Origin of the sequence: Pseudonocardia sp. N23, assembly GCF_002583555.1 — a bacterium.
Classification (GTDB): Bacteria; Actinomycetota; Actinomycetes; order Mycobacteriales; family Pseudonocardiaceae; genus Pseudonocardia.
Genome location: NZ_BEGX01000006.1, coordinates 42,367 through 63,206, shown reverse-complemented (window position 1 = coordinate 63,206; position 20,840 = coordinate 42,367). Strand labels below are relative to the sequence as shown.

Sequence of the window (20,840 nt, the reverse complement as noted above, 5' to 3'; positions counted from 1 at the left end):
CTGCGATGGTCGCCAGAGGTTACCGGGGTCAGACCTCGCGGAATCCCGCCCAGTCGCCCCGGGCGTCGCCCCACTGGGTCACGACGTCGTCGACCCGGCCCGGGGTCGTCCCGCCCCGCAGCAGACCGAGCAACCTCTCGCACCGCTCTTGATCACCCTCCGCAACGACGGCCACTCGCCCGTCCGGGAGGTTCCGCGCTTCGCCGACCAGCCCGATCTCGAGCGCCCGCGACCGCGTCCACCAGCGAAAACCGACTCCTTGTACCGCTCCGTGCACCCAGGCTGTGAGCCGAACGGTGGAGTCGTCGTTGATACTCACAGTGCTGGTACGTTACCCGGTCGTGACTCGACTGGCGGGAAGGCGCGGCGGTCCGCTGCTGATCGCCCTGACCGTCGGTGCGTTGCTCGCAGGTCTCGGGACGCTTGTCGGCGCCACAGCGTTGCCCGCAGGGCTCGCCTCGGTGCTCGGCATGTCCGACGACGCCCCGCTCCCCGCGTACACCCCACCGACGACGGACACGTTGCAGTCGTCGCTGCCGGGCCTCTCCCCACCGGCCGTGACGGCGACCGGGAGCCCACCGGCTCTCGGTCCACGGACCGACGCTCCGCCGGGCAGCTCCCCGGTGACCGTCGCTCCCCGATCCACCAGCAAGCCCGCTCCCCCGAAGACCACGACCGCTCCCCGCATCCCCTCCGCCGACGCTCCCCCCGTCTCCGGCGGACCCGCAGCCCAGGTCGTGACCATCACCAACCAGCAACGTGCCGCCAACGGCTGCGGCGCGCTCAAGGTCGACTCCCGCCTGACGGCGGCGGCGCAGAAGCACAGCGCCGACATGGCGGCCAACAACTACTTCGAGCACGACAGCCAGGACGGCCGCACGTTCGACCAGCGGATCCGTGCCGAGGGCTACTCCTCGCCCGGGGCGGAGAACATCGCCCAGGGCCAGCCGACGGCACAGGAGGTCATGAACGACTGGATGAACTCTCCCGGCCACCGCCGCAACATCCTGGACTGCTCGCTGACGACGATCGGCGTCGGCTACGTCGCAAACGGCGACTACTGGACCCAGGACTTCGGCCGCTGACCGCGGGACCCCGCTGACCCTCGCCGAGGGGACCCCGCTGACCCTCGCCGAGTTCGGAACCTGGCTGCTCCGGTCATGCGCGGAGCCAGTCCTGTGTCAGTGTCAGTGTCAGTGTCAGTGTCAGGGTGGTGTCGCCGCTGTTGCGGTGGTCAGGTTCCTGACCTGTGGCGATCTGGACCGCATGGCTGGGAGCGCAGCCGGCGGCGGTTCACCCAACTCCGCCACGACCGAGCCACCACGATCACCGAGCCCGCCGCTGCTTTGACATAGGAGCAACTCGAACTCCGCGCAGCTGTGGGTTCAGGGCTGGAGGCGGTAGCCCATGCCCGGTTCCGTCAGGAGGTACCGCGGGCGGCCCGGGTCGGGCTCCAGCTTGCGGCGCAGCTGGGCCAGGTAGACGCGCAGGTAGTTGGTCTCCGTCGCGTAGCCGGGGCCCCAGACCTCGCGGAGGATGTCGCGCTGCGCGACGAGCCGGCCGGGGTGGCGGGCGAGCATCTCGAGGATGCCCCACTCCGTCGGCGTCAGGTGCACGGGCCGCCCGTCGCGCTCCACCTGCTTGGCGGCGAGGTCGACCCGGAACCCGCCTGTGTCGACGACGGCCCCGCCGTCGGCCGCCACCGACACCGCGGCCCGGCGGACGGCGGCCCGCAGGCGCGCGAGCAGCTCGGCCATCCCGAAGGGTTTGGTGACGTAGTCGTCGGCGCCGGCGTCGAGGGCGCGGACCTTGTCGGTCGAGTCGGTGCGCGCCGAGAGGACGACGATCGGCACGCTGCTCCACCCCCGCAGCCCCTCGACGACCTCGGTGCCGTCGAGGTCGGGCAGCCCCAGGTCGAGGACGACGACGTCGGGGCGCCCGTCGGCGGCGGCCCGGAGCGCCGCGGCGCCGGAGTCGGCGAGGGTGACGTCGTAGCCGTGGGCGGCGAGGTTGATCCGCAGGGCACGCAGGATCTGTGGGTCGTCGTCGACGACGAGCACGCGCACCCCTGGCCCCACCCCGGCATTCTGCGCCACGACGCCGGGGTACCGGACATCGACGACCGGGAATGCGTCAGGGGGCGGCGGAGGCCGGGTGACCGGCAGCGCGTCGGGGGCGCGGATAGGCTCGCCCCGGGACCTGAGGGGGTGAGGGCCGTGACGGTCGTCGACAACGCCGTGTATGTGGACGGGAAGCGCGGGGTCGAGCCCACGTCGCTCGACCAGACCTACGCCGAGCTCCGCCGCTGCCCGGACGGGCGCAGCTTCGGCTGGATCGGGCTGCTGCGCCCCACCGAGGACGAGATCTCGTCGGTCGCGAAGGAGTTCGGGCTGCACGACCTCGCCGTCGAGGACACGGTTCACGCACACCAGCGGCCCAAGCTCGAGCACTACGACGACACGGTGTTCGTGGTACTGCGGCCCGCGCGCTACGTCGACCCGGTCGAGGTCGTCGAGCTCGGCGAGATCCACCTGTTCCTGGGCAAGGACTTCGTCGTGACGGTCCGCCACGCCGACGAGCCCGACCTCGCCGGCGTCCGGCGGCGTCTGGAGGACGACCCGGAGATGCTGGCGCACGGCCCGTTCGCGGTGCTGTACGCGGTGCTGGACAAGGTCGTCGACGACTACGGCCCGGTCCTCGACGGGCTGCAGGACGACATCGACCAGATCGAGGTGCAGGTCTTCGACGGCGACCCGAAGGCGTCGCGGCGCATCTACCAGCTCACCCGCGAGGTGATCGCGTTCCAGCGCGCCGTGGAGCCGCTGCGGGAGCTGTTCGGCGAGCTGCGGTTCCGGTTCTCCAAGACGGGCTCCGACACCGACCCGGAGCTGCGCCGGGCCCTGCGCGACGTGGCGGACCACGCGCTGCGGGTCCTGGACCGCACCGACGGGTTCCGCCAGCTGCTGGCCAACATCCTCACGGTGAACTCGACGCTCGTGGCGCAGCGGCAGAACGACGAGATGACCCGGCTGACCGAGGCCGGGTTCGTGCAGAACGAGCAGATGAAACGGGTGTCGTCGTGGGCGGCGATCCTGTTCGCGCCGACGCTCGTGGCGGGCATCTACGGCATGAACTTCACGCACATGCCCGAGCTGGACTGGTTCCTCGGCTACCCGATGGCGATCGGCCTGATGCTGCTGCTCGGGCTGGTCCTGTACCTGATCTTCAAACGGCGCGGGTGGTTGTGACGCCTAGGGGTGTGCGGTGCGCGGGCGGGGCTGGCAGCGCGGGCACGAGAACGACGAGCGGTTCATGAACGGGTCGCGCCGGATGGGGGTGCCGCAGCGCGGGCAGGGCCGGTCGGCCCGACCGTAGGCGTTGAGCGACCGGTCGAAGTAGCCCGACGCCCCGTTGACGTTGACGTACAGCGCGTCGAACGAGGTCCCGCCCTGTGCGAGCGCCTCGTCCATCACGCCGGCCGCGGCGGTGAGGACGGCGCGGCCCTGCGCGCGGGTGAGGTTCTCCGTCGGGCGCGCCCAGTGCAGCTTCGCCCGCCACAGTGCCTCGTCGGCGTAGATGTTGCCGATCCCGGAGACGACGGTCTGGTCGAGCAGGGCCCGCTTCAGGCCGGTGCGGCGGCGCCGGATGCCGGCGACGGCGTCGTCGAGGGAGAACGCCGGGTCCATCGGGTCGCGGGCGATGTGCGCGACCGGCTCCGGCAGCAGCCCGCCGCCCACGGCCGGGGCGAGCGGGTGCGCCGACAGCCCGCCGAAGGTCCGCTGGTCGACGAACCGCAGCTCGGGGCCGTCGTCGTCGAACGTGATGCGGACCCGCAGGTGCTTCTCGTCGGGCTGCTCGTGGTCGGCGACGAGCATCTGCCCGCTCATCCCGAGGTGGGCGAGGACGGCGTCGTCGCCCTGGGTGGCCTCGGCAGCGGCGGAGTCGGCCAGTTCCAGCCACAGGTACTTGCCGCGCCGGCGCGCGGCGCCGATCACCCGTCCCGCGAGGCGGCCGGTGAAGTCGGCGGCGCCGGCCGCGTGGCGCCGGATCGAGCGTGGGTGCGCGACGGTGACGGCGGCGATGCGGCGGCCCGCGACGTGGTCGGCGAGACCGCGGCGGACGACCTCGACCTCGGGGAGCTCGGGCACGCGCGGGTCAGACGACCGAGCCGACGGACCCGTCGGCGGCGGCGTCCTCGGCCGACAGCGCCCGCCACGCGAGTGCCGCGGCCTTCTGCTCGGCTTCCTTCTTCGTGCGTCCGTCGCCGGTTCCGAGCTCCCGCCCGCCGACGACGGCCGTGGCCGTGAACGTCTTGAGGTGGTCGGGCCCGTCCTCGGTGATGCGGTACTCGGGGACGCCCAGGTCGGCGGCGGCGGTGAGCTCCTGCAACGACGTCTTCCAGTCGAGCCCCGCACCCAGCAGGGGCGCGTTGCGCAGCAGCTCGTCGAAGAGCCGGTGGATGACGTCGCGCGACGTCTCGAGGCCGTGCTGCAGGTAGACGGCGCCGATCAGCGCCTCGGTGGCGTCGGCGAGGATGCTCGCCTTCGCGCGGCCGCCGGTGAGCTCCTCACCGCGGCCGAGGAACAGGTGCGCGCCCAGCCCGTCGGGCACCAGGCCCGCGGCGACCCCGGCGAGCGCGTTCATGTTGACGACGCTGGCCCGCAGCTTCGCGAGCTGGCCCTCGGGGAGGTCGGGGTGGTCGAGGTAGAGCCGTTCGGTGACGACGATGCTCAGCACCGAGTCGCCCAGGAACTCCAGGCGCTCGTTGGTGGGCAGCCCGCCGTTCTCGTAGGCGTACGACCGATGGGTGAGGGCGAGCGTCAGCAGCTCGGCGTCGAGGTCGACGCCGAGCGCACGAAGCAGGGGGCCGTGGTCCTCCACGGCCCCCTGTACTCCCTTGCCCGCCAATGCGGTGAGATCAGGCCGGGGAGACGACCTGGCGGCCGTCGTAGGTCCCGCAGGTCGGGCACGCCAGGTGCGGCGGCTTGAGCTCCTTGCAGGCACGGTTGGAGCAGGCGACGAGGGTCGGCGCGGTGGCCTTCCACTGCGCCCGGCGAGAGCGCGTGTTGGACCGCGACATCCGGCGCTTGGGTACGGCCACGGCAGATCTCCTCAATGATGGTGCTACAGGGGGTGCGTCAGGCGTGCCTGAGCAGTCAGTCCGACGAACTCCGCTCGCGCAGCGCCGACCAACGAGGGTCCAGTGTCTCATGCCCGTGATCCGGGCCGAGATCCGCCTTCCGGCCACCGCACTCCACGCACAGTCCGGGGCAGTCCTCGCGGCACAGCGGCGCCATCGGGAGCTCCAGGACCACGGCGTCACGGACGGCCTGCTCGACGTCGACGAAGTCGTCGACGAGCCGCGGGATCTCGTCCGCGTCGGTGGTCTCCTCGGTGATGCTGTCCGGGTAGGCGAACAGCTCCCCGATGCGCACGGTCCGCTCGTCGGTCAGCTCGTCGAGGCAGCGCGAGCACTCCCCGACCAGCTCGACGGACGCGGTGCCGGAGACGTAGACGCCCTCGCTGACCGCTTCCAGCGACAGCTCGAGGACCACGGGGGCCCCCTCCGGGACGGCGAAGACGCCCTCGATCCCGATGACGCCGTCGGACGTTCCGGGCGCGGGGATCTCGCGGGAGACGGTGCGCATGGTGCCGGCACGGCGGCGGAGCTCGCGGGTGCTGAAGGCCCAAGGGCTCTGCGGGTCGTGCTTGGCGGGCCTGGCGTCGATGTTCTTCATGACCGGGACCAGGATAGTCCGCTCGTCCACGGCGGGCCGACGCCCGGCCCCATGACCCCCCGCGCGGCGTCCGCGCGGGTCAGTCGATCAGGTCCATCCCGGTGCCGCTCATGCCGGAGCCGTTGCGCCCCAGCGACGGCGCCGGGGTGCCGTTGGGCGAGCCCTGCCGCCAGATCTGGCTGCGCCCTCGGCTGACGGTGCGCAGCGCCTTGGTCAGGCTGTCCTCGAACTCGGCAAGCTTGGCGTCGACGTAGCCGTCGCACTCGCGGCGCAGCCGGTCGGCCTCGCCGTCGGCGGCGTCGACGATCCGCGCCGCCTCCGCCCTGGAGGCCTGCACGACGTCGGACTGCGAGACGAGGCGGGCCTGCTCGGCCTGGCCGTCGGCGATGTAGCGGTCGTGGGCGGCGCGGCCGGCCTCGGCGAGCCGCTCGGCCTCGGACCGGGCCCGGTCGGTCGTCTCGGCATGGATGCGCCGCCCCTCCGACACGGTGCGCTCGGCCTCGTGGCGCGCCTGCGCGACGGTCTGCTCCGCCTCCTCGCGGGCGGCCGCCACGAGCCGTTCGGCCTCCTCACGGGCTTCGAGGAGCATTCGCTCGGCCTCGTCGGTGGCCGTGGCGCGTGTCTCGTCGGCCTCCTGCTGAGCCGTCGCGACGATCTCGTCGCGACGGTCGAGGACGTCCTGGGCGTCGTCGAGCTCGCCGGGGATCGCCTCCCGGACATCGTCGAGAAGTTCGAGGACGTCACCACGCGGCACCACGCAGTTTGCGGTCATGGGGAGGCTGCGCGCTTCCTCCACGACCGTCACCAACGCGTCGAGCGACTCGAAGACCCGGTACACGCCCCGCATCCTCGCATCACGACGCCGCCGGACGCCGGATTGCCGCTGCCCCGCGTGTCAAGTTCCGACCGGGTGATGTGTGGTTGCGCGCCAACGCGATCGGGTACAAGTCGCGGCGCGGTCGTCCCGAGTGCGTCAGGCGCGCTCGGCGAGCCTGTCGAGCAGCTGCTGGTGCACGGTCGGCGGCAGCAGGTGCGACACGTCGCCGCCGTAGGTCGCGACCTCCTTGACCAGCGAGCTGGACAGGAAGCTGAACTCCGGCGTCGTCGACATGAAGAGGGTGTCGATGCCGGAGAGGCGCTGGTTCATCTGCGCCATCTGCAGCTCGTAGTCGAAGTCCGTGACGGCGCGCAGGCCCTTGACGATCGCGCGGACGTCGTGGGTCGTGCAGTAGTCGACGAGCAGCCCGTGGAACGAGTCGACCCGGATGTTGGGCAGGTCGGCCGTCGTCTCGCGCAGCATCTCCATGCGCTCGTCCACGGTGAACAGGCCCTCTTTGCGTTTGTTGACCAGCACCGCGACCACGACCTCGTCGAACAGGCCCGAGGCCCGCGCCACGATGTCGAGATGGCCCAGGGTGACCGGGTCGAACGAACCGGGGCAGACGGCGCGCCTCATCGCACGACCAGCGTCGGGGAGCTCACGAGGCCGGACCGTACCGGACCCCGAGGTGGAGCACCGTGTCCCCGTAACGCCTCTCACGCAGCCCGTCGAAGCCCTCCGGCCAGCCGAAAGCACCCGAGCGGGCGGCGCGTTCGACGACGACGACGGTCTCCTCGGCGAGCCAGCCGCCCCGGGCCGCCATCGTGAGCCAGCCCGCGATCTCGTCGTCCGGCACGGTGTAGGGCGGGTCGGCGAGCACGACGTCGAACCGCCCGCGGGGGGCGCCGGCCAGTGCCGTCGCCACCGTGGTGGCGACGACCTCGCCGCCGAGACCGATCTCGGACACGTTGCGCCGCAAGATGTTCGCGGCCTTCCGGTCGGACTCGACGAACACGGCGTGCGCCGCACCGCGCGAGAGCGCCTCCAGTCCCAGTGCGCCTGACCCCGCGCAGAGGTCGAGCACGCGGGCGCCGTCGAGACCCGGGTCGGCGTCGAGCGCGCTGAACAGGGCCTCGCGCACCCGGTCCGACGTGGGCCGGGTGCCGCGCGGGGGCACGGTCAGGCGCCGTCCCCCCGCACGGCCGGCGATGATCCGGGTCACGTCGTCGTCAGGACAGCTCGATCAGCAGGTCGCCGCCCTCGACCTGCTGGACCTTGCCGATCGCGAGCCGGCCGACCGTGCCCGCCTTCTGCGCGGTGATCGAGGCCTCCATCTTCATGGCCTCGATCGTCGCGACGGTCTGCCCGGCGTCGACCTTGTCGCCGTCGCCGACCTGCAGCGTCACCACGCCCGCGAACGGGGCGGCGACGTGGCTGTCGTTGCCGCGCTCGGCCTTCTCGGCGGCCTTGACGTCGGTGGCCACCGAGCGGTCGCGCACCGACACCGGCCGGAGCTGGCCGTTGAGGGTGGTGAGGACGCTGCGGATGCCGCGCTCGTCGGGCTCGGAGATGGCCTCCAGCTCGATGATGAGGTCGACGCCGCGCTCCAGCTTGGCGATGTGCTCCACCTCCGGCTCGAGGCCGTAGAAGAAGTCCTTGGTCGACAGGACGCTGGTGTCGCCGTGGTCCTCGCGGTGGGTCTCGAACTCCCGCGTCGGGCCGGGGAACAGGAGCCGGTTGAGCGTCGTGCGGCGGTCGTCGCGCAGGCCGCGACGCTCGTCGATCGACAGGTCGGCGGGCTCGTGCTCGGGCTTGCGGCCCTCCAGCGCGCGGGTGCGGAACGGCTCGGGCCAGCCGCCGGGCGGGTCGCCCAGCTCGCCGCGCAGGAAGCCGATCACCGAGTCGGGCACGTCGAACTTGGCGGGGTCGGACTCGAAGTCGGCCGGGTCGACGCCCGCGCCGACCAGGTGCAGTGCCAGGTCACCGACGACCTTCGACGACGGCGTCACCTTGACCAGCCGGCCGAGCATCCGGTCGGCGGCGGCGTAGCAGTCCTCGATCAGCTCGAAGCGGTCGCCGAGGCCGAGCGCGATGGCCTGCTGACGCAGGTTCGACAGCTGGCCGCCGGGGATCTCGTGGTGGTAGACGCGCCCGGTCGGGGATGCGAGGCCCGACTCGAAGGGCGCATACACCTTGCGGACCGCCTCCCAGTACGGCTCCAGGTCGCCCACGGCCTGCAGGGACAGGCCGGTCGCCCGGCCGGTGTGGTCCGTGGCCGCGACCAGCGCGGACAGCGACGGCTGGCTCGTCGTCCCCGCCATGGAGGCGACCGCCGCGTCGACCGCGTCGACACCGGCGTCGATGGCCGCGACCAGGGTGGCGAGCTGGCCGCCCGCGGTGTCGTGGGTGTGCAGGTGCACCGGCAGGTCGAACCGCTCACGCAGCGCCGTGACCAGCGTCTTCGCCGCCGGCGGGCGGAGCAGACCCGCCATGTCCTTGATCGCCAGGACGTGCGCTCCGGCGTCGACGATCTGCTCGGCCAGACGCAGGTAGTAGTCGAGGGTGTAGAGCGTCTCCCCCGGGTCGGACAGGTCGGCGGTGTAGCAGAGGGCCACCTCCGCGACGGCCGTCCCGGTCTCGCGGACCGCCCGGATCGCCGGGCGCATCTGCTCGACGTCGTTGAGCGCGTCGAAGATCCGGAAGATGTCCATCCCGGTCTCGGCGGCCTCCGCGACGAACGCGTCGGTGACCTCCGTCGGGTACGGCGTGTAGCCGACGGTGTTGCGCCCGCGCAGCAGCATCTGGGTGCACAGGTTCGGCACGGCCTCGCGCAGCGCGGCGAGGCGCTCCCACGGGTCCTCGGCGAGGAACCGCAGTGCGACGTCGTAGGTGGCGCCGCCCCAGCACTCCAGCGACAGCAGCTGCGGCGCGGTGCGCGCCACGTACGGGGCGACGGCCAGCAGGTCGCGGGTGCGCACCCGGGTGGCCAGCAGGGACTGGTGCGCGTCACGGAACGTGGTGTCGGTCACCGCGACCGCGGTCTGCTCGCGGAGCCGGACGGCGAAGCCCTCCGGGCCGAGGTCGCGCAGCAGCTGGCGCGAGCCGTCGGGGGCCGGGGCCTTGAGGTCGACCCGCGGCAGCTTCTCGGCAGGCTCGACCACCTTGGGGCGCGGCCCGTTCGGCTTGTTGACGGTGACGTCGGCCAGGTAGTTCAGCAGCCGCGTGCCGCGGTCGGCCGACGGGCGGGCGTTGAGCAGGTGCGGGCGGTCCTCGATGAAGCTCGTGGTGACCCGGCCCGCCTGGAAGTCGGGGTCGTTGAGCACCGCGGCCAGGAACGGCAGGTTCGACGACACCCCGCGGATCCGGAACTCCGCGATCGCCCGGCGCGCGCGGCGCACCGCGTTGCCGAAGTCGTGCCCGTGGCAGGTGAGCTTGACCAGCATCGAGTCGAAGTGGGCACTGACCTCGGCCCCGGTGTGGGTCGTGCCGCCGTCGAGGCGCACGCCCGGGCCGCCCGGGGAGCGGTAGGCGCTGATCGTGCCGGTGTCGGGACGGAACCCGTTCGCGGGGTCCTCGGTGGTGACGCGGCACTGCAGCGCTGCTCCGGTGAGCTGCACCTGGTCCTGGGTGAGCCGCAGCGACGGCAGTGTCGACCCCGCCGCGATCCGCAGCTGGGCGATCACCAGGTCGCGGTCGGTGACCTGCTCGGTGACGGTGTGCTCGACCTGGATGCGGGGGTTCATCTCGATGAACACGTGCTTGCCGCGCTCGTCGAGCAGGAACTCCACGGTGCCCGCGTTGACGTAGCCGATGTGGCGGGCGAACGCCACGGCGTCGGCACAGATGCGGTCGCGCAGCTCCGGGTCCAGGTTCGGCGCCGGGGCGATCTCGATGACCTTCTGGTGGCGGCGCTGCACCGAGCAGTCCCGCTCGTAGAGGTGCACGACGTTGCCGTCGGCGTCGGCGAGGATCTGGACCTCGATGTGGCGCGGGTTGACGACGGCCTGCTCCAGGAACACTGTCGCGTCGCCGAAGGCCGACTCGGCCTCGCGCATCGCGGCCTCGATCGAGTCCCGCAGGTCGCCCGGCTCGGCGACCCGGCGCATGCCGCGGCCGCCACCTCCCGCGACGGCCTTCACGAAGATCGGGAAGCCGATCTCGTCGGCCGCCGCGACGAGCGCGTCGACGTCGGTGCCCGGCTCGCTCGACTGCAGCACCGCGACGCCCGCCTCCCGGGCGGCGGCGACCGCGCGGGCCTTGTTGCCGGTGAGGTGCAGGACGTCGGCCGGCGGGCCGACGAACGTGATGCCCGCCGCCTCGCACGCCTCGGCCAGGTCCGGGTTCTCGGAGAGGAAGCCGTAGCCGGGGTAGATGGCGTCGGCGCCCGCACGCTGCGCTGCCGCGACGATCTCGTCGACCGACAGGTACGCCCGCACGGGGTGCCCGCGCTCGCCGATCTCGTAGGACTCGTCGGCCTTGGCCCGGTGCAGCGAGTTGCGATCCTCGTACGGGTACACGGCGACGGTGGTGACACCGAGCTCGTACGCGGCGCGGAACGCGCGGATCGCGATCTCGCCACGGTTGGCGACCAACACCTTGCCGAACATCAGACTCCCTGGGGTGGGGGGACCACGACACGTCCGGGTGCGGTGGCTCCCGGATGCGGACGAGATCGTCTCACGACCCCTCCGCCGCCGGTCGGGGCCGCAGGGACACCTGACGCGACCGCAACGCGCGCGCACCGCGACGCGACTCCGCCCACCGTCGCGGTGCGTGCGAGCCGGGGTCCTGCCCGGGTCCCTCGGGAGCGGCAGGAGGCTGAGAGGCCGCTGAGGGGTGCGGCCGACCGGGCGAACGCCGCGATCTGCCGCGATACCCGCTCGGAGCAGCCGATCGGGCGTGGATTCCCCCGCACGACGATGCGCGAACGGCTCCGGTTCGGGTACCAAGGAGTCATGGGACGGTCTCGCGCGCGGGCAGGGTGGGCGGCCAGGTCCGTCCCGCCACCGGGACGACGGCGCCGCGGTCCCGGCGGCAGCGGCGACCCCCTCCACGACCGGCGCCGCGGCGGGCACGGTGCCGGCCCGCTGCAGGGCCCCGGACACCCGCGCCACGGACACGGTCCGCGGGTCTCGCCCGTGCTGCTCATGGTGCCGTTCCTGCTGATCATGGCCGCGCCGCCGCTGCTGCTGATGGGCTGGGTGAGCGGCGGGATGATCTTCCCCGCGCTCATCCTCGTCAGCGTCATCGCGGCCGGCCACCGCAACCGCCGGCACGCCCTCGTCGGCCACGGCACCCGGGCCGTCCCACACCCGCCACGCGCGTACGCGCCGCCCCCGCGCCGCCCCGAGCCGCCGCCGTGGCAGGCCGCGAAGTCCCGGTTCGACGCGCTCCGCGAGCACTACGCGGCATTCGAGTGCGACCCGATGGCCGTGCTGCGGCTGCCCGCGCTGTGCGACGTCGGCGTGCCCAGCACCGCCCGGTTCGTCGACGCGTTCGCCGAGGCGCAGGCCCTGGAGACCGACACCCGCCCGCCCGACTCGCACGCCGCCCAGTTCGTCACGGCCGTCGAGCGCGCCGACCGGGCGTGGCGCGCGGCCATCGACGCCGCCGAGCGCATCCGGCTGTCGAACCTGTCGCCGGAGGAGCGCAGCACCGTCGAGCGCATCGTCAAGCTGCTGACGACGGCACGCGACTCCGACAACGAGGCCGAGCGCCTCGCCGCCTACGCCAAGGCCCGCTCGGAGCTGGGCAGGCTGGACCGCGCGGGCGTCATCCACCTCCCGAGGACGGCCGTGGCCGCCCTGGAGTCCGAGGCCCGCGGCCAGCTGCCCGCCTGACCCGGCGACCCCCGGTCTCAGACCTTCGACAGGTACTCGGCCTGCTCGTCGTCGCCGACGACCTGGCGGGCCAGTGTGCGCAGCCCCGGATGCCCCGCCAGCTCCGGGTCGCGGGCGACGATGTCGCTCGCGTAGGCGCGGGCCCGTTCGATGACCTTCTCGTGGCGCAGCAGCGACAGCAGCTTCAGCGTCGACCGCTTGCCCGACTGCACCGAGCCCAGCACGTCGCCCTCGCGGCGCAGCTCCAGGTCGAGCCGGGCGAGCTCGAACCCGTCGGTGGTCGAGGCGATCGCGTCGAGCCTGTCCCGCGCGGTCGTCCCGGCCGGCATGTCGGTGACCAGCAGGCACACCCCGGGCGCCTGCCCACGTCCGACCCGGCCGCGCAGCTGGTGCAGCTGCGACAGCCCGAACCGGTCGGCGTCGAGGATGATCATCCCGGTGGAGTTGGGGACGTCGACCCCGACCTCGATCACCGTCGTCGCCACCAGGACGTCGAGCTCGCCTGCCTCGAAGGACCGCATCGTGGCGTCCTTCTCCTCGGCGGGGAGCTTGCCGTGCAGGATGCCCAGGCGCAGTCCCGCGAGCGGGCCCTCGGCCAGCCGGGGGGCGACCTCGAGCACAGCGAGCGGGGGCCGGCGGGCGCCGTCGTCGGAGTCGGCCCCGATGTCGGGGTCGTCGAGGTCGACGAGGTCGGCGTCCTCGATACCGCTGCCCTTACCGGTGTCGCCGCCGACCCGCGGGCAGACGACGTAGCACTGGTGGCCCTGTGCGACCTCCTCGCGGATGCGTTGCCACACCCGCTCCAGCCACGACGGCTTCTCCCCCGCCGGGACGACGGTCGTGCTGATCGGTGAGCGCCCCTGGGGCAGCTCGGTGAGCGCCGAGACCTCCAGGTCGCCGTAGACGGTCATCGCCACCGTCCGCGGGATCGGCGTCGCCGTCATCACCAGCATGTGCGGGGTGCGCTCGCCGCGGCCGCGCAACGCGTCCCGCTGCTCGACACCGAAGCGGTGCTGCTCGTCGACCACCACGAGGCCCAGGTCGGCGAAACCCACCTTGTCCTGGATCAGCGCGTGCGTCCCGACGACGATCCCCGCCGCCCCCGACTGCACGTCGAGCATCGCCTGCCGGCGAGCCGCCGTGCCCAGCGAACCGGTGAGCAGGGTGACCCGGGTGGCGCCGTCCGCGCCGTCGAGCTCGCCGGCACGACCCAGCGGCCCGAGCATGCCGCGCAGCGACCGGGCGTGCTGCGCGGCCAGGACCTCGGTGGGCGCAAGGAGCGCGGCCTGCCGGCCGCCGTCGACCACCTGGAGCATCGCCCGCAGCGCCACGATCGTCTTGCCCGCGCCGACGTCGCCCTGCACGAGCCGGTTCATCGGGGCCTCGCGCGCGAGGTCGGCCGCGATCTCGGTGCCGACGGCGCGCTGCCCGTCGGTCAGGGTGAACGGCAGCCGCGCGTCGAACGCGTCGAGGATGCCGCCGGGCCGGGGCGGACTCGCCGCCGCGGGCCGCTCCCGCGAGTGCAGCCGCCGCACCGCCAGCGCGAGCTGCACGCCCAGCGCCTCGTCCCACACCAGCCGGGCACGGGCCGCGTGATGGTCGGCGTCGGACTCCGGGAGGTGGATGCGGCGCAGCGCCCGGCCCAGCTCGGGCAGCTTCTCGGCGCGGCGGATCTCCTCGGGCAGCGGGTCGGTCGGGTCGTCGAGCAGGTCGAGGACCTGGCGCACGCAGCGGGCGATGTCCCAGGAGTTGAGCTTGTCGACCGCCGGGTACACCGACACGAACGGCCGGATGTCCTCGCCCTCCTCCAGCGGCTCGAACTCGGGGTGGGTGAGCTGCAGCTGGCTCTGGAACACTCCGACCTTGCCGGAGAACAGCGCCCGCACCCCGGGCGTGAGCACGTGGGAGACCTTGTAGCCGTTGAAGAACGTGCACGAGAGCCGGCCGCCCTTGTCGTCGCGGATCACGACGTTGAGCAGCTTGCCGCGGCGGCTCCGCATCTCCCGCAGCGTCGCCTTCTCGACCTTCGCGACCACGGTGACGTGCTCGCCCAGCTCCAGGCCGGAGATGTCCGACAGCGTGCCGCGGTCGACGTAGCGGCGCGGGTAGTGCCGCACCAGGTCGCCCACCGTGTGCAGGTCGAGCCGCGCGGCCAGCGCCTCGGCCGCCTTCCTGCCCAGCGGCCCGTCCAGCGGGGTGTCCATGTCGACCCCGCCCTCGGGCCCGCTCCCGGCCTCCGCGATCCGCAGGGTCATTCCACCCCCAGGACCAGCGGATAGTCGGCCTGGCCGCCCCGGTACACCAGCACGTCGACCTCCGGGTGGGTGCGGCGCAGGTCGTCGGCCAGGTGTGCGCCCAGCTCGGCGTCGGCCTCGGCACCCAGTAGCGCCGTCACCAGCTCACCCCCTGCCGTCAGCATGCGGTGAGCCAACCACAGGGCCCCGACGGAAAGGTCCGGGGCGATGAGGACGACCTCGCCGTCGCTGATGCCCAGCACGTCACCGGGTGCGCAGCGCCCCACCCACGTCAGCGCCTCGGACTCGGCGACGAGCAGCCCTGCCGTGCGCGTCCCCGCCGCGGCCTCGGCCATCGCGACGACGTCGTCGCCCGGGCGGCGCGTGGCGTCGTGCACCGCGAGCGCCGAGAGCCCCTGCAGCACCGACGACGTCGGGATCACGACGACCTCCTGCCCGACCCGGCGCGCCGCCGACGCCGCCCGCTCGGCGTGCGCCGTCAGCTCCGGGTCGCCGGGCAGCATCACGACGTGCCGGGCCCGGGTCCCGGCCAGTGCCGCGGCGAGGTCGTCGGCGTCCGGGGCGGGGTCCCCGGCCTCCACGACGTCGGCGCCCGACTCCCGTGCCAGCTCCGCCACCTCCGGCCCGGCCACCACCATCAGCACCGCGCGGTCGCGGGTGAACCGCCCGTCGGCGCCCGACGCGGCGACCTGGTCGGCGAAGCGCATCACCGTGACCCGGTGCGGACGGCCCGCCTCGATCCCCGCCTCGACTGCCGCACCGACGTCGTTGCAGTGCACGTGGACGTTCCACAGCCCTGCCCCGCCCGGGGTGCCGTCGCCGACGACCGCGACCGAGTCGCCGACGGCGACCAGCTCCGCGCGCAACGTCGTGACCCGGGCGTCGTCGGTGCCGTCGAGCAGGAACATCACCTCGTAGGAGAACCGGTCCGAGCCGCTCTCCCGGTCGGTGGTCAGGGCCTCGGTGCCGCGGGCGGTCCGGGTGCGCGGCGGCGGAGGTGGCGACGGCGCCTCGTCCGCGGGCCGGCCCAACGTTGTCGCGAGCGCGTCGAGGACGACGAGCAGCCCGTACCCACCCGCGTCGACGACCCCCGCGCGGGCCAGCTCCGGCAGCTGCGCCGTGGTGGCCCGCAACGCCTCCGCCGCGGCCACCGCCGACGCCGACGCGACGTCGGTGAGCGACTCCGCCGTGCTGTCGACGGCCGCCTGCGCCGCCGCGGCCAGCACGCTGAGCACCGTGCCCTCCCGCGGCCGCGCCACGGCCGCGCGGGCCAGCCGGTGCGCCCGGCTCAGCGCCGTGCGCAGGACGGCCGCGTCGAGCGCGCCCCTGGCCTCGCCGATCGCCTCGGAGAACCCGCGCAGCACCTGCGACAGGATCACGCCCGAGTTGCCGCGGGCCCCGACCAGCGCCCCACGGGCCAGCGCAGCCGCCGCCTCAGCGCACCCGGGGCTGCCCGGGGCCAGCGGGCCCCCGTCCTCGCGGTAGCGGCGGCGCAGCTCGTCGCCCGCGGCGCGCATCGTCAGCAGCATGTTGGTTCCGGTGTCGCCGTCGGCGACGGGGAAGACGTTGATGTCGTCGATCTCCGCGCAGCGCCGTTCGAGGCCGGCCGCCGACTCCGCGGTCCACCGGCTGAGCAGGGCCGCGTCGATCATCGGGGGCACGTCCGCGAGGGTAGCGACCGGGCGGTGTGCGGTGCGTCGGGCGGGCTGGGTACTCTGATGGAACCTGCGGGGTACTGCTGCGTTCGTGCAGCAGGCTCCCGCGACCAGAACATCTCGTCTACTGCAGGAGTGATCGACGTGGCTGCCGTCTGCGACGTCTGTGGCAAGGGTCCGGGCTTCGGCATGTCCGTCTCGCACTCGCACCGCCGCACCCACCGCCGCTGGAACCCGAACATCCAGACCGTGCGCACCCGTGACGACGGCGGCAACCGCCGCCGCCAGAACGTGTGCACGTCGTGCCTGAAGGCCGGCAAGGTCGCGCGCGGCTGACGCCTCGACGCAATCTCGACAGGGCGGTCCCACTCCGGTGGGGCCGCCCTGTCGCATGCCGGGCCGACGACCCTCCACCGAGCTCGACATCAGGCTGGTCGCGACCATGATCGAACCAGTCGGATGTCGAGCTCGGCGAGGGTTGTGCTCGCCGCACGTGCCGAGGGGCCGGCGGTCAGGGCAGCTTCCAGTCGACGGGCTCGCCGCCGATCTCCTCCAGCAGGTCGTTGGCGCGGCTGAAGGGACGGGAGCCGAAGAAGCCGCGGTCGGCCGACATCGGGCTCGGGTGCGCCGACTCGATGCAGGGCACGTCCTCGAGCAGTGGTACGAGATCACGGGCGTCGCGGCCCCACAGGATCGCGACCATCGGCTCCGCGTCGCGGGCCACGAGCGCGCGGATCGCCTGCTCCGTGACCGCCTCCCAGCCCTTGCCGCGGTGCGAGCCGGGGGTGCCGGGCTCGACCGTCAGGACCCTGTTGAGCAGCAGTACGCCCTGCTCGGCCCACGGCGTCAGGTCGCCGGTGGCCGGGGTGGGGTGACCGAGGTCGTCGCTGTACTCGCGGAAGATGTTGGCCAGTGAGCGCGGCACCGGGCGCGTCTCGGGCGCCACCGAGAACGAGAGCCCGACGGCGTGCCCCGGCGTCGGGTAGGGGTCCTGCCCGACGATGAGGACACGCACGTCGTCGAACGGGTTGGTGAAGGCGCGCAGGATGTTCGCGCCCGAGGGCAGGTAGCGGCGGCCCGCGGCCATCTCGGCGCGCAGGAACTCACCCATGTCGGAGACGACGGGCGCGACGGGTTCGAGGGCGTGCGCCCAGCCTGCCTCGACGACCTCGTGCAGCGGCTTGGCGGCCATCAGGACTCCAGGAGACGCAGGCCGGCGCGGAACCGCTTGCCGCGTTCGACGTAGGAGTGCACGGCGTACTCCCAGCGGTCGGCGGGGACCTCGTAGCCCTCGCGGACGCGGGCGGGGATGCCCAGGGCCATCGTCCACGGCGGGATCACGGCGTTCGGTGACACCACGGCGCCGGCGGCGACGACCGCGCCCTCGCCGACGACGGAACCGTTGAGGACGACCGAGCCCGACGAGATCAGGGCCCGGTTGCCGATGTCGGCGGCCTCGATGTGCACGTTGTGGCCGACGGTGACCTCGTCGCCGATGAGCGTCGGCTGCCGGGCCGTGGTGTGGATGATCGTGCCGTCCTGGATGCTGGTGCGGGCCCCGACGACGATGTGGCCGTCGTCGCCGCGCAGCACGGCCGTGGGCCAGACCGTCGCCTCGGCGCCCAGGCGCACGTCACCGATGACGACGGCGTCGGGGTGCACGTAGGCGTCGGGGTGGATGTCGGGTTCCAGGTCGCCGAGCGCGTAGATGGGCACCCCGGGAGCTTAGGACGGGCCCTCGCCATCCGGGCGCGGGGCCGGGCCGGGCACGTCGTCAGCAGGGACGTCGGCAACAGCAACGTCGGCAACAGCAACGTCGGCAACAGCAACGTCGGCAACGGGCGTACCGGCGGCACGCAGGTCGTCGCGGGCCATCGGGTCGGCCAGCTCGTCGACGACGAGCTCGTCGCTGCGCAGCGTTCCCGCTCGGTAGGCGGAGCGGCCGACGATCTGGGAGATCACTGGCGCGGTGAAGATCTGGAAGAGGACGACGAGCAGCAGGGTCGCGGCGCTCTCGAACTCCAGCCGGATCGCGGTGCCGACGAGGATCAGCAGCAGCCCGAGGGTCTGCGGTTTGGTGGCGGCCTGCAGGCGGGAGGGGACGTCGGGGAACCGGACGAGCCCGAGCGCGCCGAGCAGGCAGGACAGCGCCCCGGTCAGCAGGAGCACCGCCGTGACGACGTCGACGACCGTCACCGGTGCCGCTCCCCCCGCTCGACGAGCCGCGCCGCGGTCGCCGAGCCGACGAACCCGATGAGCGCGACCGCGGCGAGCAGCGGGATGTTGGAGCCGTCCCGGTTGATCGCGACGTACACCGCGCCCCCGCAGACGATCAGCACGGCGAGCACGTCGAGGGCGGTGATCCGGTCGAGGGTGGTGGGGCCGCGCAGCAGCCGCAGCATCGTCAGCAGGCCCGCGGCGGCGAGGATCGCGAGGGTCACGGTGAACACGACGGTCATGGGGTCTTCTCCGTCCCGGCCGCGGCGATGCCGCGGTCGCAGTCGGCCAGCTCGCCGGCGGTGCCGACGGCGGCGATCACCTTGCGCTGCATGAGGAGCATCGCCCGGCGGACGCGCTCGACGTCGCCCTCGCCACGCATGCCCAGCGCGTAGACCCAGAACGTGCCGCGGCCCCGGTCGATCTGGAGCACGTAGCTGCCCGGGGACAGGGTGACGGCACCGGCGATGAGGGCGACGGCGCGGGCGGACCCGCTCAGCAGGGGGACTGCGACGATGCCGGCGCGGGCACGGGGCCCGTGCCACACCGCCTCCCAGGCGACGCCGGCCGCGGAGCGGAACATGTCGACGGCCATGTACCCGGCGAGCGCGAGCAGTCGCAACGGCCGGAGGGGGACGTGGTCGCGCATGGGCGGCAACGGGAACAGCCACGTCACGATGCCCGCGACGATCACTCCGCCGACGATGGTCGCCGGGCTGAGCGTCCCCCAGAGCAGCACCCAGACGACGGTGAGCCAGAACAGCTGCGTCAGCCGGCGTCTCACGGCGCACCCCCGTTCCCGAGCACCGCGGTGCGGTAGGGGGTGCGGTCGACGAGGTCGTCACCGGCCCGGGAGGTGATGCCGGAGAGCGGTCCGGCGGCCACGGCGATCGCGAGGCTGACGACGACGAGCGCGGCGGACGCCGCATACATGGGCATGGAGGTCCGTGCGGTGCCGACGACGAGGTCGTCGTGCGGGTCGGGGTCGGGCAGCGGTTCCTTCGGCTCGCCCCAGAACACCCGCACCCACACGCGGACGACGGCGTAGAGGGTCAGCAGGCTGGCCAGGACCACGACGCCGGCGACGACCGCGGTGCCGGGCCCGTTGTCGGCCCCGGCCTGGAGCAGCGCCAGCTTGGCGACGAACCCCGACGTGGGCGGCACCCCGGCCAGGGTCAGGGCGGGGATCGCGAAGAGCACCGCGAGCAGCGGGGCCCGTTTGGCGAGGCCGCCCATGGCGTCGATCGACACGGTCCCGGTGCGGCGGGTGATGAGGCCGGAGACGAGGAACAGCGTGGCCTGCACGGTGATGTGGTGGACGACGTAGAGCGCGGTGCCGGCGACGCCCTGCGCGTCGGAGACGGCGAGCCCGAAGATCATGAACCCGATGTGGCTGACCAGCAGGAACGACAGGAGCCGGTTGAGGTCGTTCTGCGCGAGTGCGCCCAGCACGCCGACGATCATGGTGACGGCGGCGAGCACGAGCAGCAGCGTCGAGGGATGGCCCTCGGGGAAGATCAGGGTGCGGGTGCGCAGCAACGCGTAGATGCCGACCTTGGTGAGCAGGCCCGCGAACAGGGCGGTGACGGGCGCGGGCGCGTTGGGGTAGCTGTCGGGCAGCCAGAAGTGCAGCGGCACGATGGCCGCCTTGATCCCGAACGTGACGACGACCAGCATCGCGAGGACCGTCTGCAGCCCGGTGGGCAGCTCGGCGACGCGGGTGGCCAGGTCGGCGAGGTTGACGGTGCCGGTGGCGGCGTAGACGAGCGCGACCGTCGTCAGGAACAGCAGTGACGACGCCAGGCTGATGATCACGTACGTCATGCCGGAGCGGATGCGGGTGGCGTCGGTGCGCCGGGTGATGAGCACGTAGGACGCGGCAAGCATGATCTCGAACGCGACGAACAGGCTGAACAGGTCGCCGGTGAGGTAGGCCAGCGACACCCCGGCGGAGAGCACCAGGAAGATCGGGTGGAACGTCGTGGAGGCGGTCCGCCTGCCGTAGTCGACGATCCGCTGGTCGATGGCGTAGACGAGGACCGCGAGGGTGACGACGGTCGAGATCAGCAGCAGCAGGGCCGAGAGCCGGTCGGCGATCAGCACGATGCCGACGGGCGCGGGCCAGCCGCCGATCTCGGCGACGACGGGTCCGCCGCGGTCGGCCATGACCAGCAGCACCACGGCGACGGCGGCGACGGCACTCAGTACGGTGATGCCGATGGCGCGCTGGGCCCACGCGGAGCGGCCGGCGACGACGGTCGCGGCGGCCCCGAGCAGCGGCAGCAGCACGGGCAGGGCGGGCAGCATGGAGGCGG

The 20,840-nt window shown here is 73.2% G+C and carries 22 protein-coding genes; 4 read left to right on the top strand and 18 right to left on the bottom strand.

Annotated elements, in window-relative coordinates; all coding sequences use genetic code 11:
- Nucleotides 1-28: 28 nt before the first annotated feature.
- Nucleotides 29-319, bottom strand: coding sequence for an acylphosphatase (locus tag TOK_RS03900; RefSeq protein WP_216361841.1), 291 nt, complete (start codon nucleotides 317-319; stop codon nucleotides 29-31).
- Between the two features lie 22 nt (nucleotides 320-341).
- Here TOK_RS03900 and TOK_RS03895 point away from each other — a divergent pair, with 22 nt between their 5' ends.
- Nucleotides 342-1,085, top strand: a complete 744-nt coding sequence (locus tag TOK_RS03895) for a CAP domain-containing protein (protein ID WP_216361840.1) — start codon at nucleotides 342-344, stop codon at nucleotides 1,083-1,085.
- 300 nt (nucleotides 1,086-1,385) lie between these two features.
- Here TOK_RS03895 and TOK_RS03890 read toward each other — a convergent pair whose 3' ends face one another.
- A complete protein-coding gene (locus tag TOK_RS03890) occupies nucleotides 1,386-2,096 on the bottom strand; it encodes a response regulator (RefSeq protein WP_305775553.1) in 711 nt (236 codons plus the stop codon).
- 120 nt (nucleotides 2,097-2,216) lie between these two features.
- Here TOK_RS03890 and corA point away from each other — a divergent pair, with 120 nt between their 5' ends.
- Nucleotides 2,217-3,248 carry a magnesium/cobalt transporter CorA gene (gene corA, locus TOK_RS03885; protein ID WP_098956393.1) on the top strand — a complete coding sequence of 344 codons (1,032 nt, stop codon included), beginning with the start codon at nucleotides 2,217-2,219 and terminating at the stop codon, nucleotides 3,246-3,248.
- A 3-nt stretch (nucleotides 3,249-3,251) separates the two neighbouring features.
- On the opposite strand, the gene mutM is transcribed toward corA, so the two are convergent.
- From mutM to TOK_RS03845, 8 genes are all read right to left on the bottom strand, one after another.
- Nucleotides 3,252-4,148, bottom strand: a complete 897-nt coding sequence (gene mutM / locus TOK_RS03880; protein ID WP_098956392.1) for a bifunctional DNA-formamidopyrimidine glycosylase/DNA-(apurinic or apyrimidinic site) lyase — start codon at nucleotides 4,146-4,148, stop codon at nucleotides 3,252-3,254.
- A gap of 7 nt (nucleotides 4,149-4,155) precedes the next feature.
- Nucleotides 4,156-4,881, bottom strand: a complete 726-nt coding sequence (rnc, locus tag TOK_RS03875) for a ribonuclease III (protein WP_172457392.1) — start codon at nucleotides 4,879-4,881, stop codon at nucleotides 4,156-4,158.
- Between the two features lie 37 nt (nucleotides 4,882-4,918).
- Nucleotides 4,919-5,101, bottom strand: a complete 183-nt coding sequence (gene rpmF / locus TOK_RS03870; protein ID WP_098956390.1) for a 50S ribosomal protein L32 — start codon at nucleotides 5,099-5,101, stop codon at nucleotides 4,919-4,921.
- A gap of 55 nt (nucleotides 5,102-5,156) precedes the next feature.
- Complete coding sequence (locus TOK_RS03865) at nucleotides 5,157-5,738, bottom strand: DUF177 domain-containing protein (RefSeq protein ID WP_098956389.1); 582 nt, start codon at nucleotides 5,736-5,738, stop codon at nucleotides 5,157-5,159.
- A 79-nt stretch (nucleotides 5,739-5,817) separates the two neighbouring features.
- Entirely contained in the window at nucleotides 5,818-6,576 is a 759-nt protein-coding gene (locus TOK_RS03860; protein WP_172457391.1) for an ATP synthase F0 subunit B, read from the bottom strand.
- A 135-nt stretch (nucleotides 6,577-6,711) separates the two neighbouring features.
- The gene (gene coaD, locus TOK_RS03855; RefSeq protein ID WP_098956387.1) at nucleotides 6,712-7,194 is read right to left on the bottom strand and encodes a pantetheine-phosphate adenylyltransferase; all 483 of its coding nucleotides are present in this window, start codon (nucleotides 7,192-7,194) and stop codon (nucleotides 6,712-6,714) included.
- A 22-nt stretch (nucleotides 7,195-7,216) separates the two neighbouring features.
- Nucleotides 7,217-7,780, bottom strand: coding sequence for a 16S rRNA (guanine(966)-N(2))-methyltransferase RsmD (gene rsmD, locus TOK_RS03850; RefSeq protein WP_098956386.1), 564 nt, complete (start codon nucleotides 7,778-7,780; stop codon nucleotides 7,217-7,219).
- 7 nt (nucleotides 7,781-7,787) lie between these two features.
- Complete coding sequence (locus TOK_RS03845; RefSeq protein ID WP_098956385.1) at nucleotides 7,788-11,165, bottom strand: pyruvate carboxylase; 3,378 nt, start codon at nucleotides 11,163-11,165, stop codon at nucleotides 7,788-7,790.
- A gap of 531 nt (nucleotides 11,166-11,696) precedes the next feature.
- Between TOK_RS03845 and TOK_RS03840 the strand changes: the two genes are divergently transcribed.
- Nucleotides 11,697-12,398 (top strand): DUF2786 domain-containing protein, encoded by a 702-nt coding sequence (locus TOK_RS03840; protein ID WP_098956384.1) that lies wholly within the window; start codon nucleotides 11,697-11,699, stop codon nucleotides 12,396-12,398.
- Nucleotides 12,399-12,415: 17 nt separating this feature from the next.
- On the opposite strand, the gene recG is transcribed toward TOK_RS03840, so the two are convergent.
- Together recG and TOK_RS03830 are read right to left on the bottom strand one after the other, a co-directional pair.
- The gene (recG, locus tag TOK_RS03835; RefSeq protein ID WP_172457394.1) at nucleotides 12,416-14,602 is read right to left on the bottom strand and encodes an ATP-dependent DNA helicase RecG; all 2,187 of its coding nucleotides are present in this window, start codon (nucleotides 14,600-14,602) and stop codon (nucleotides 12,416-12,418) included.
- A 47-nt stretch (nucleotides 14,603-14,649) separates the two neighbouring features.
- The gene (locus TOK_RS03830; protein WP_253258172.1) at nucleotides 14,650-16,305 is read right to left on the bottom strand and encodes a DAK2 domain-containing protein; all 1,656 of its coding nucleotides are present in this window, start codon (nucleotides 16,303-16,305) and stop codon (nucleotides 14,650-14,652) included.
- Nucleotides 16,306-16,452: 147 nt separating this feature from the next.
- On the opposite strand from TOK_RS03830, the gene rpmB reads away from it, so the two are divergent.
- Entirely contained in the window at nucleotides 16,453-16,644 is a 192-nt protein-coding gene (gene rpmB, locus TOK_RS03825) for a 50S ribosomal protein L28 (RefSeq protein WP_098956454.1), read from the top strand.
- A 175-nt stretch (nucleotides 16,645-16,819) separates the two neighbouring features.
- Here rpmB and TOK_RS03820 read toward each other — a convergent pair whose 3' ends face one another.
- The 6 genes from TOK_RS03820 to TOK_RS03795 are packed head-to-tail and all read right to left on the bottom strand — an operon-like array spanning nucleotide 16,820 to nucleotide 20,832.
- A complete protein-coding gene (locus tag TOK_RS03820; RefSeq protein ID WP_098956381.1) occupies nucleotides 16,820-17,500 on the bottom strand; it encodes a uracil-DNA glycosylase in 681 nt (226 codons plus the stop codon).
- Nucleotides 17,500-18,024 (bottom strand): gamma carbonic anhydrase family protein, encoded by a 525-nt coding sequence (locus tag TOK_RS03815; protein WP_098956380.1) that lies wholly within the window; start codon nucleotides 18,022-18,024, stop codon nucleotides 17,500-17,502. Before TOK_RS03815 ends, TOK_RS03820 begins: the two co-directional genes overlap by 1 nt.
- Nucleotides 18,025-18,033: 9 nt before the next feature.
- Nucleotides 18,034-18,504: a monovalent cation/H(+) antiporter subunit G gene (mnhG, locus tag TOK_RS03810; RefSeq protein WP_098956379.1), complete on the bottom strand. Its 471-nt coding sequence runs from the start codon at nucleotides 18,502-18,504 to the stop codon at nucleotides 18,034-18,036.
- Nucleotides 18,501-18,767, bottom strand: coding sequence for a monovalent cation/H+ antiporter complex subunit F (locus TOK_RS03805; protein ID WP_098956378.1), 267 nt, complete (start codon nucleotides 18,765-18,767; stop codon nucleotides 18,501-18,503). Before TOK_RS03805 ends, mnhG begins: the two co-directional genes overlap by 4 nt.
- A complete protein-coding gene (locus TOK_RS03800; protein WP_098956377.1) occupies nucleotides 18,764-19,309 on the bottom strand; it encodes a Na+/H+ antiporter subunit E in 546 nt (181 codons plus the stop codon). Before TOK_RS03800 ends, TOK_RS03805 begins: the two co-directional genes overlap by 4 nt.
- Nucleotides 19,306-20,832 carry a Na+/H+ antiporter subunit D gene (locus tag TOK_RS03795; protein ID WP_098956452.1) on the bottom strand — a complete coding sequence of 509 codons (1,527 nt, stop codon included), beginning with the start codon at nucleotides 20,830-20,832 and terminating at the stop codon, nucleotides 19,306-19,308. The genes TOK_RS03800 and TOK_RS03795 overlap by 4 nt, the downstream gene beginning before the upstream one ends.
- Nucleotides 20,833-20,840: the final 8 nt, after the last annotated feature.

Coding starts and splice junctions, on each gene's coding strand:
- TOK_RS03845 (WP_098956385.1), bottom strand. CDS start 11,165: ATGTTCGGCAAGGTGTTGGTCGCCAACCGTGGCGAGATCGCGATCCGC.
- TOK_RS03865 (WP_098956389.1), bottom strand. CDS start 5,738: ATGAAGAACATCGACGCCAGGCCCGCCAAGCACGACCCGCAGAGCCCT.
- TOK_RS03820 (WP_098956381.1), bottom strand. CDS start 17,500: ATGGCCGCCAAGCCGCTGCACGAGGTCGTCGAGGCAGGCTGGGCGCAC.
- TOK_RS03805 (WP_098956378.1), bottom strand. CDS start 18,767: ATGACCGTCGTGTTCACCGTGACCCTCGCGATCCTCGCCGCCGCGGGC.
- recG (WP_172457394.1), bottom strand. CDS start 14,602: ATGGACACCCCGCTGGACGGGCCGCTGGGCAGGAAGGCGGCCGAGGCG.
- TOK_RS03830 (WP_253258172.1), bottom strand. CDS start 16,305: ATGATCGACGCGGCCCTGCTCAGCCGGTGGACCGCGGAGTCGGCGGCC.
- TOK_RS03795 (WP_098956452.1), bottom strand. CDS start 20,832: ATGCTGCCCGCCCTGCCCGTGCTGCTGCCGCTGCTCGGGGCCGCCGCG.
- coaD (WP_098956387.1), bottom strand. CDS start 7,194: ATGAGGCGCGCCGTCTGCCCCGGTTCGTTCGACCCGGTCACCCTGGGC.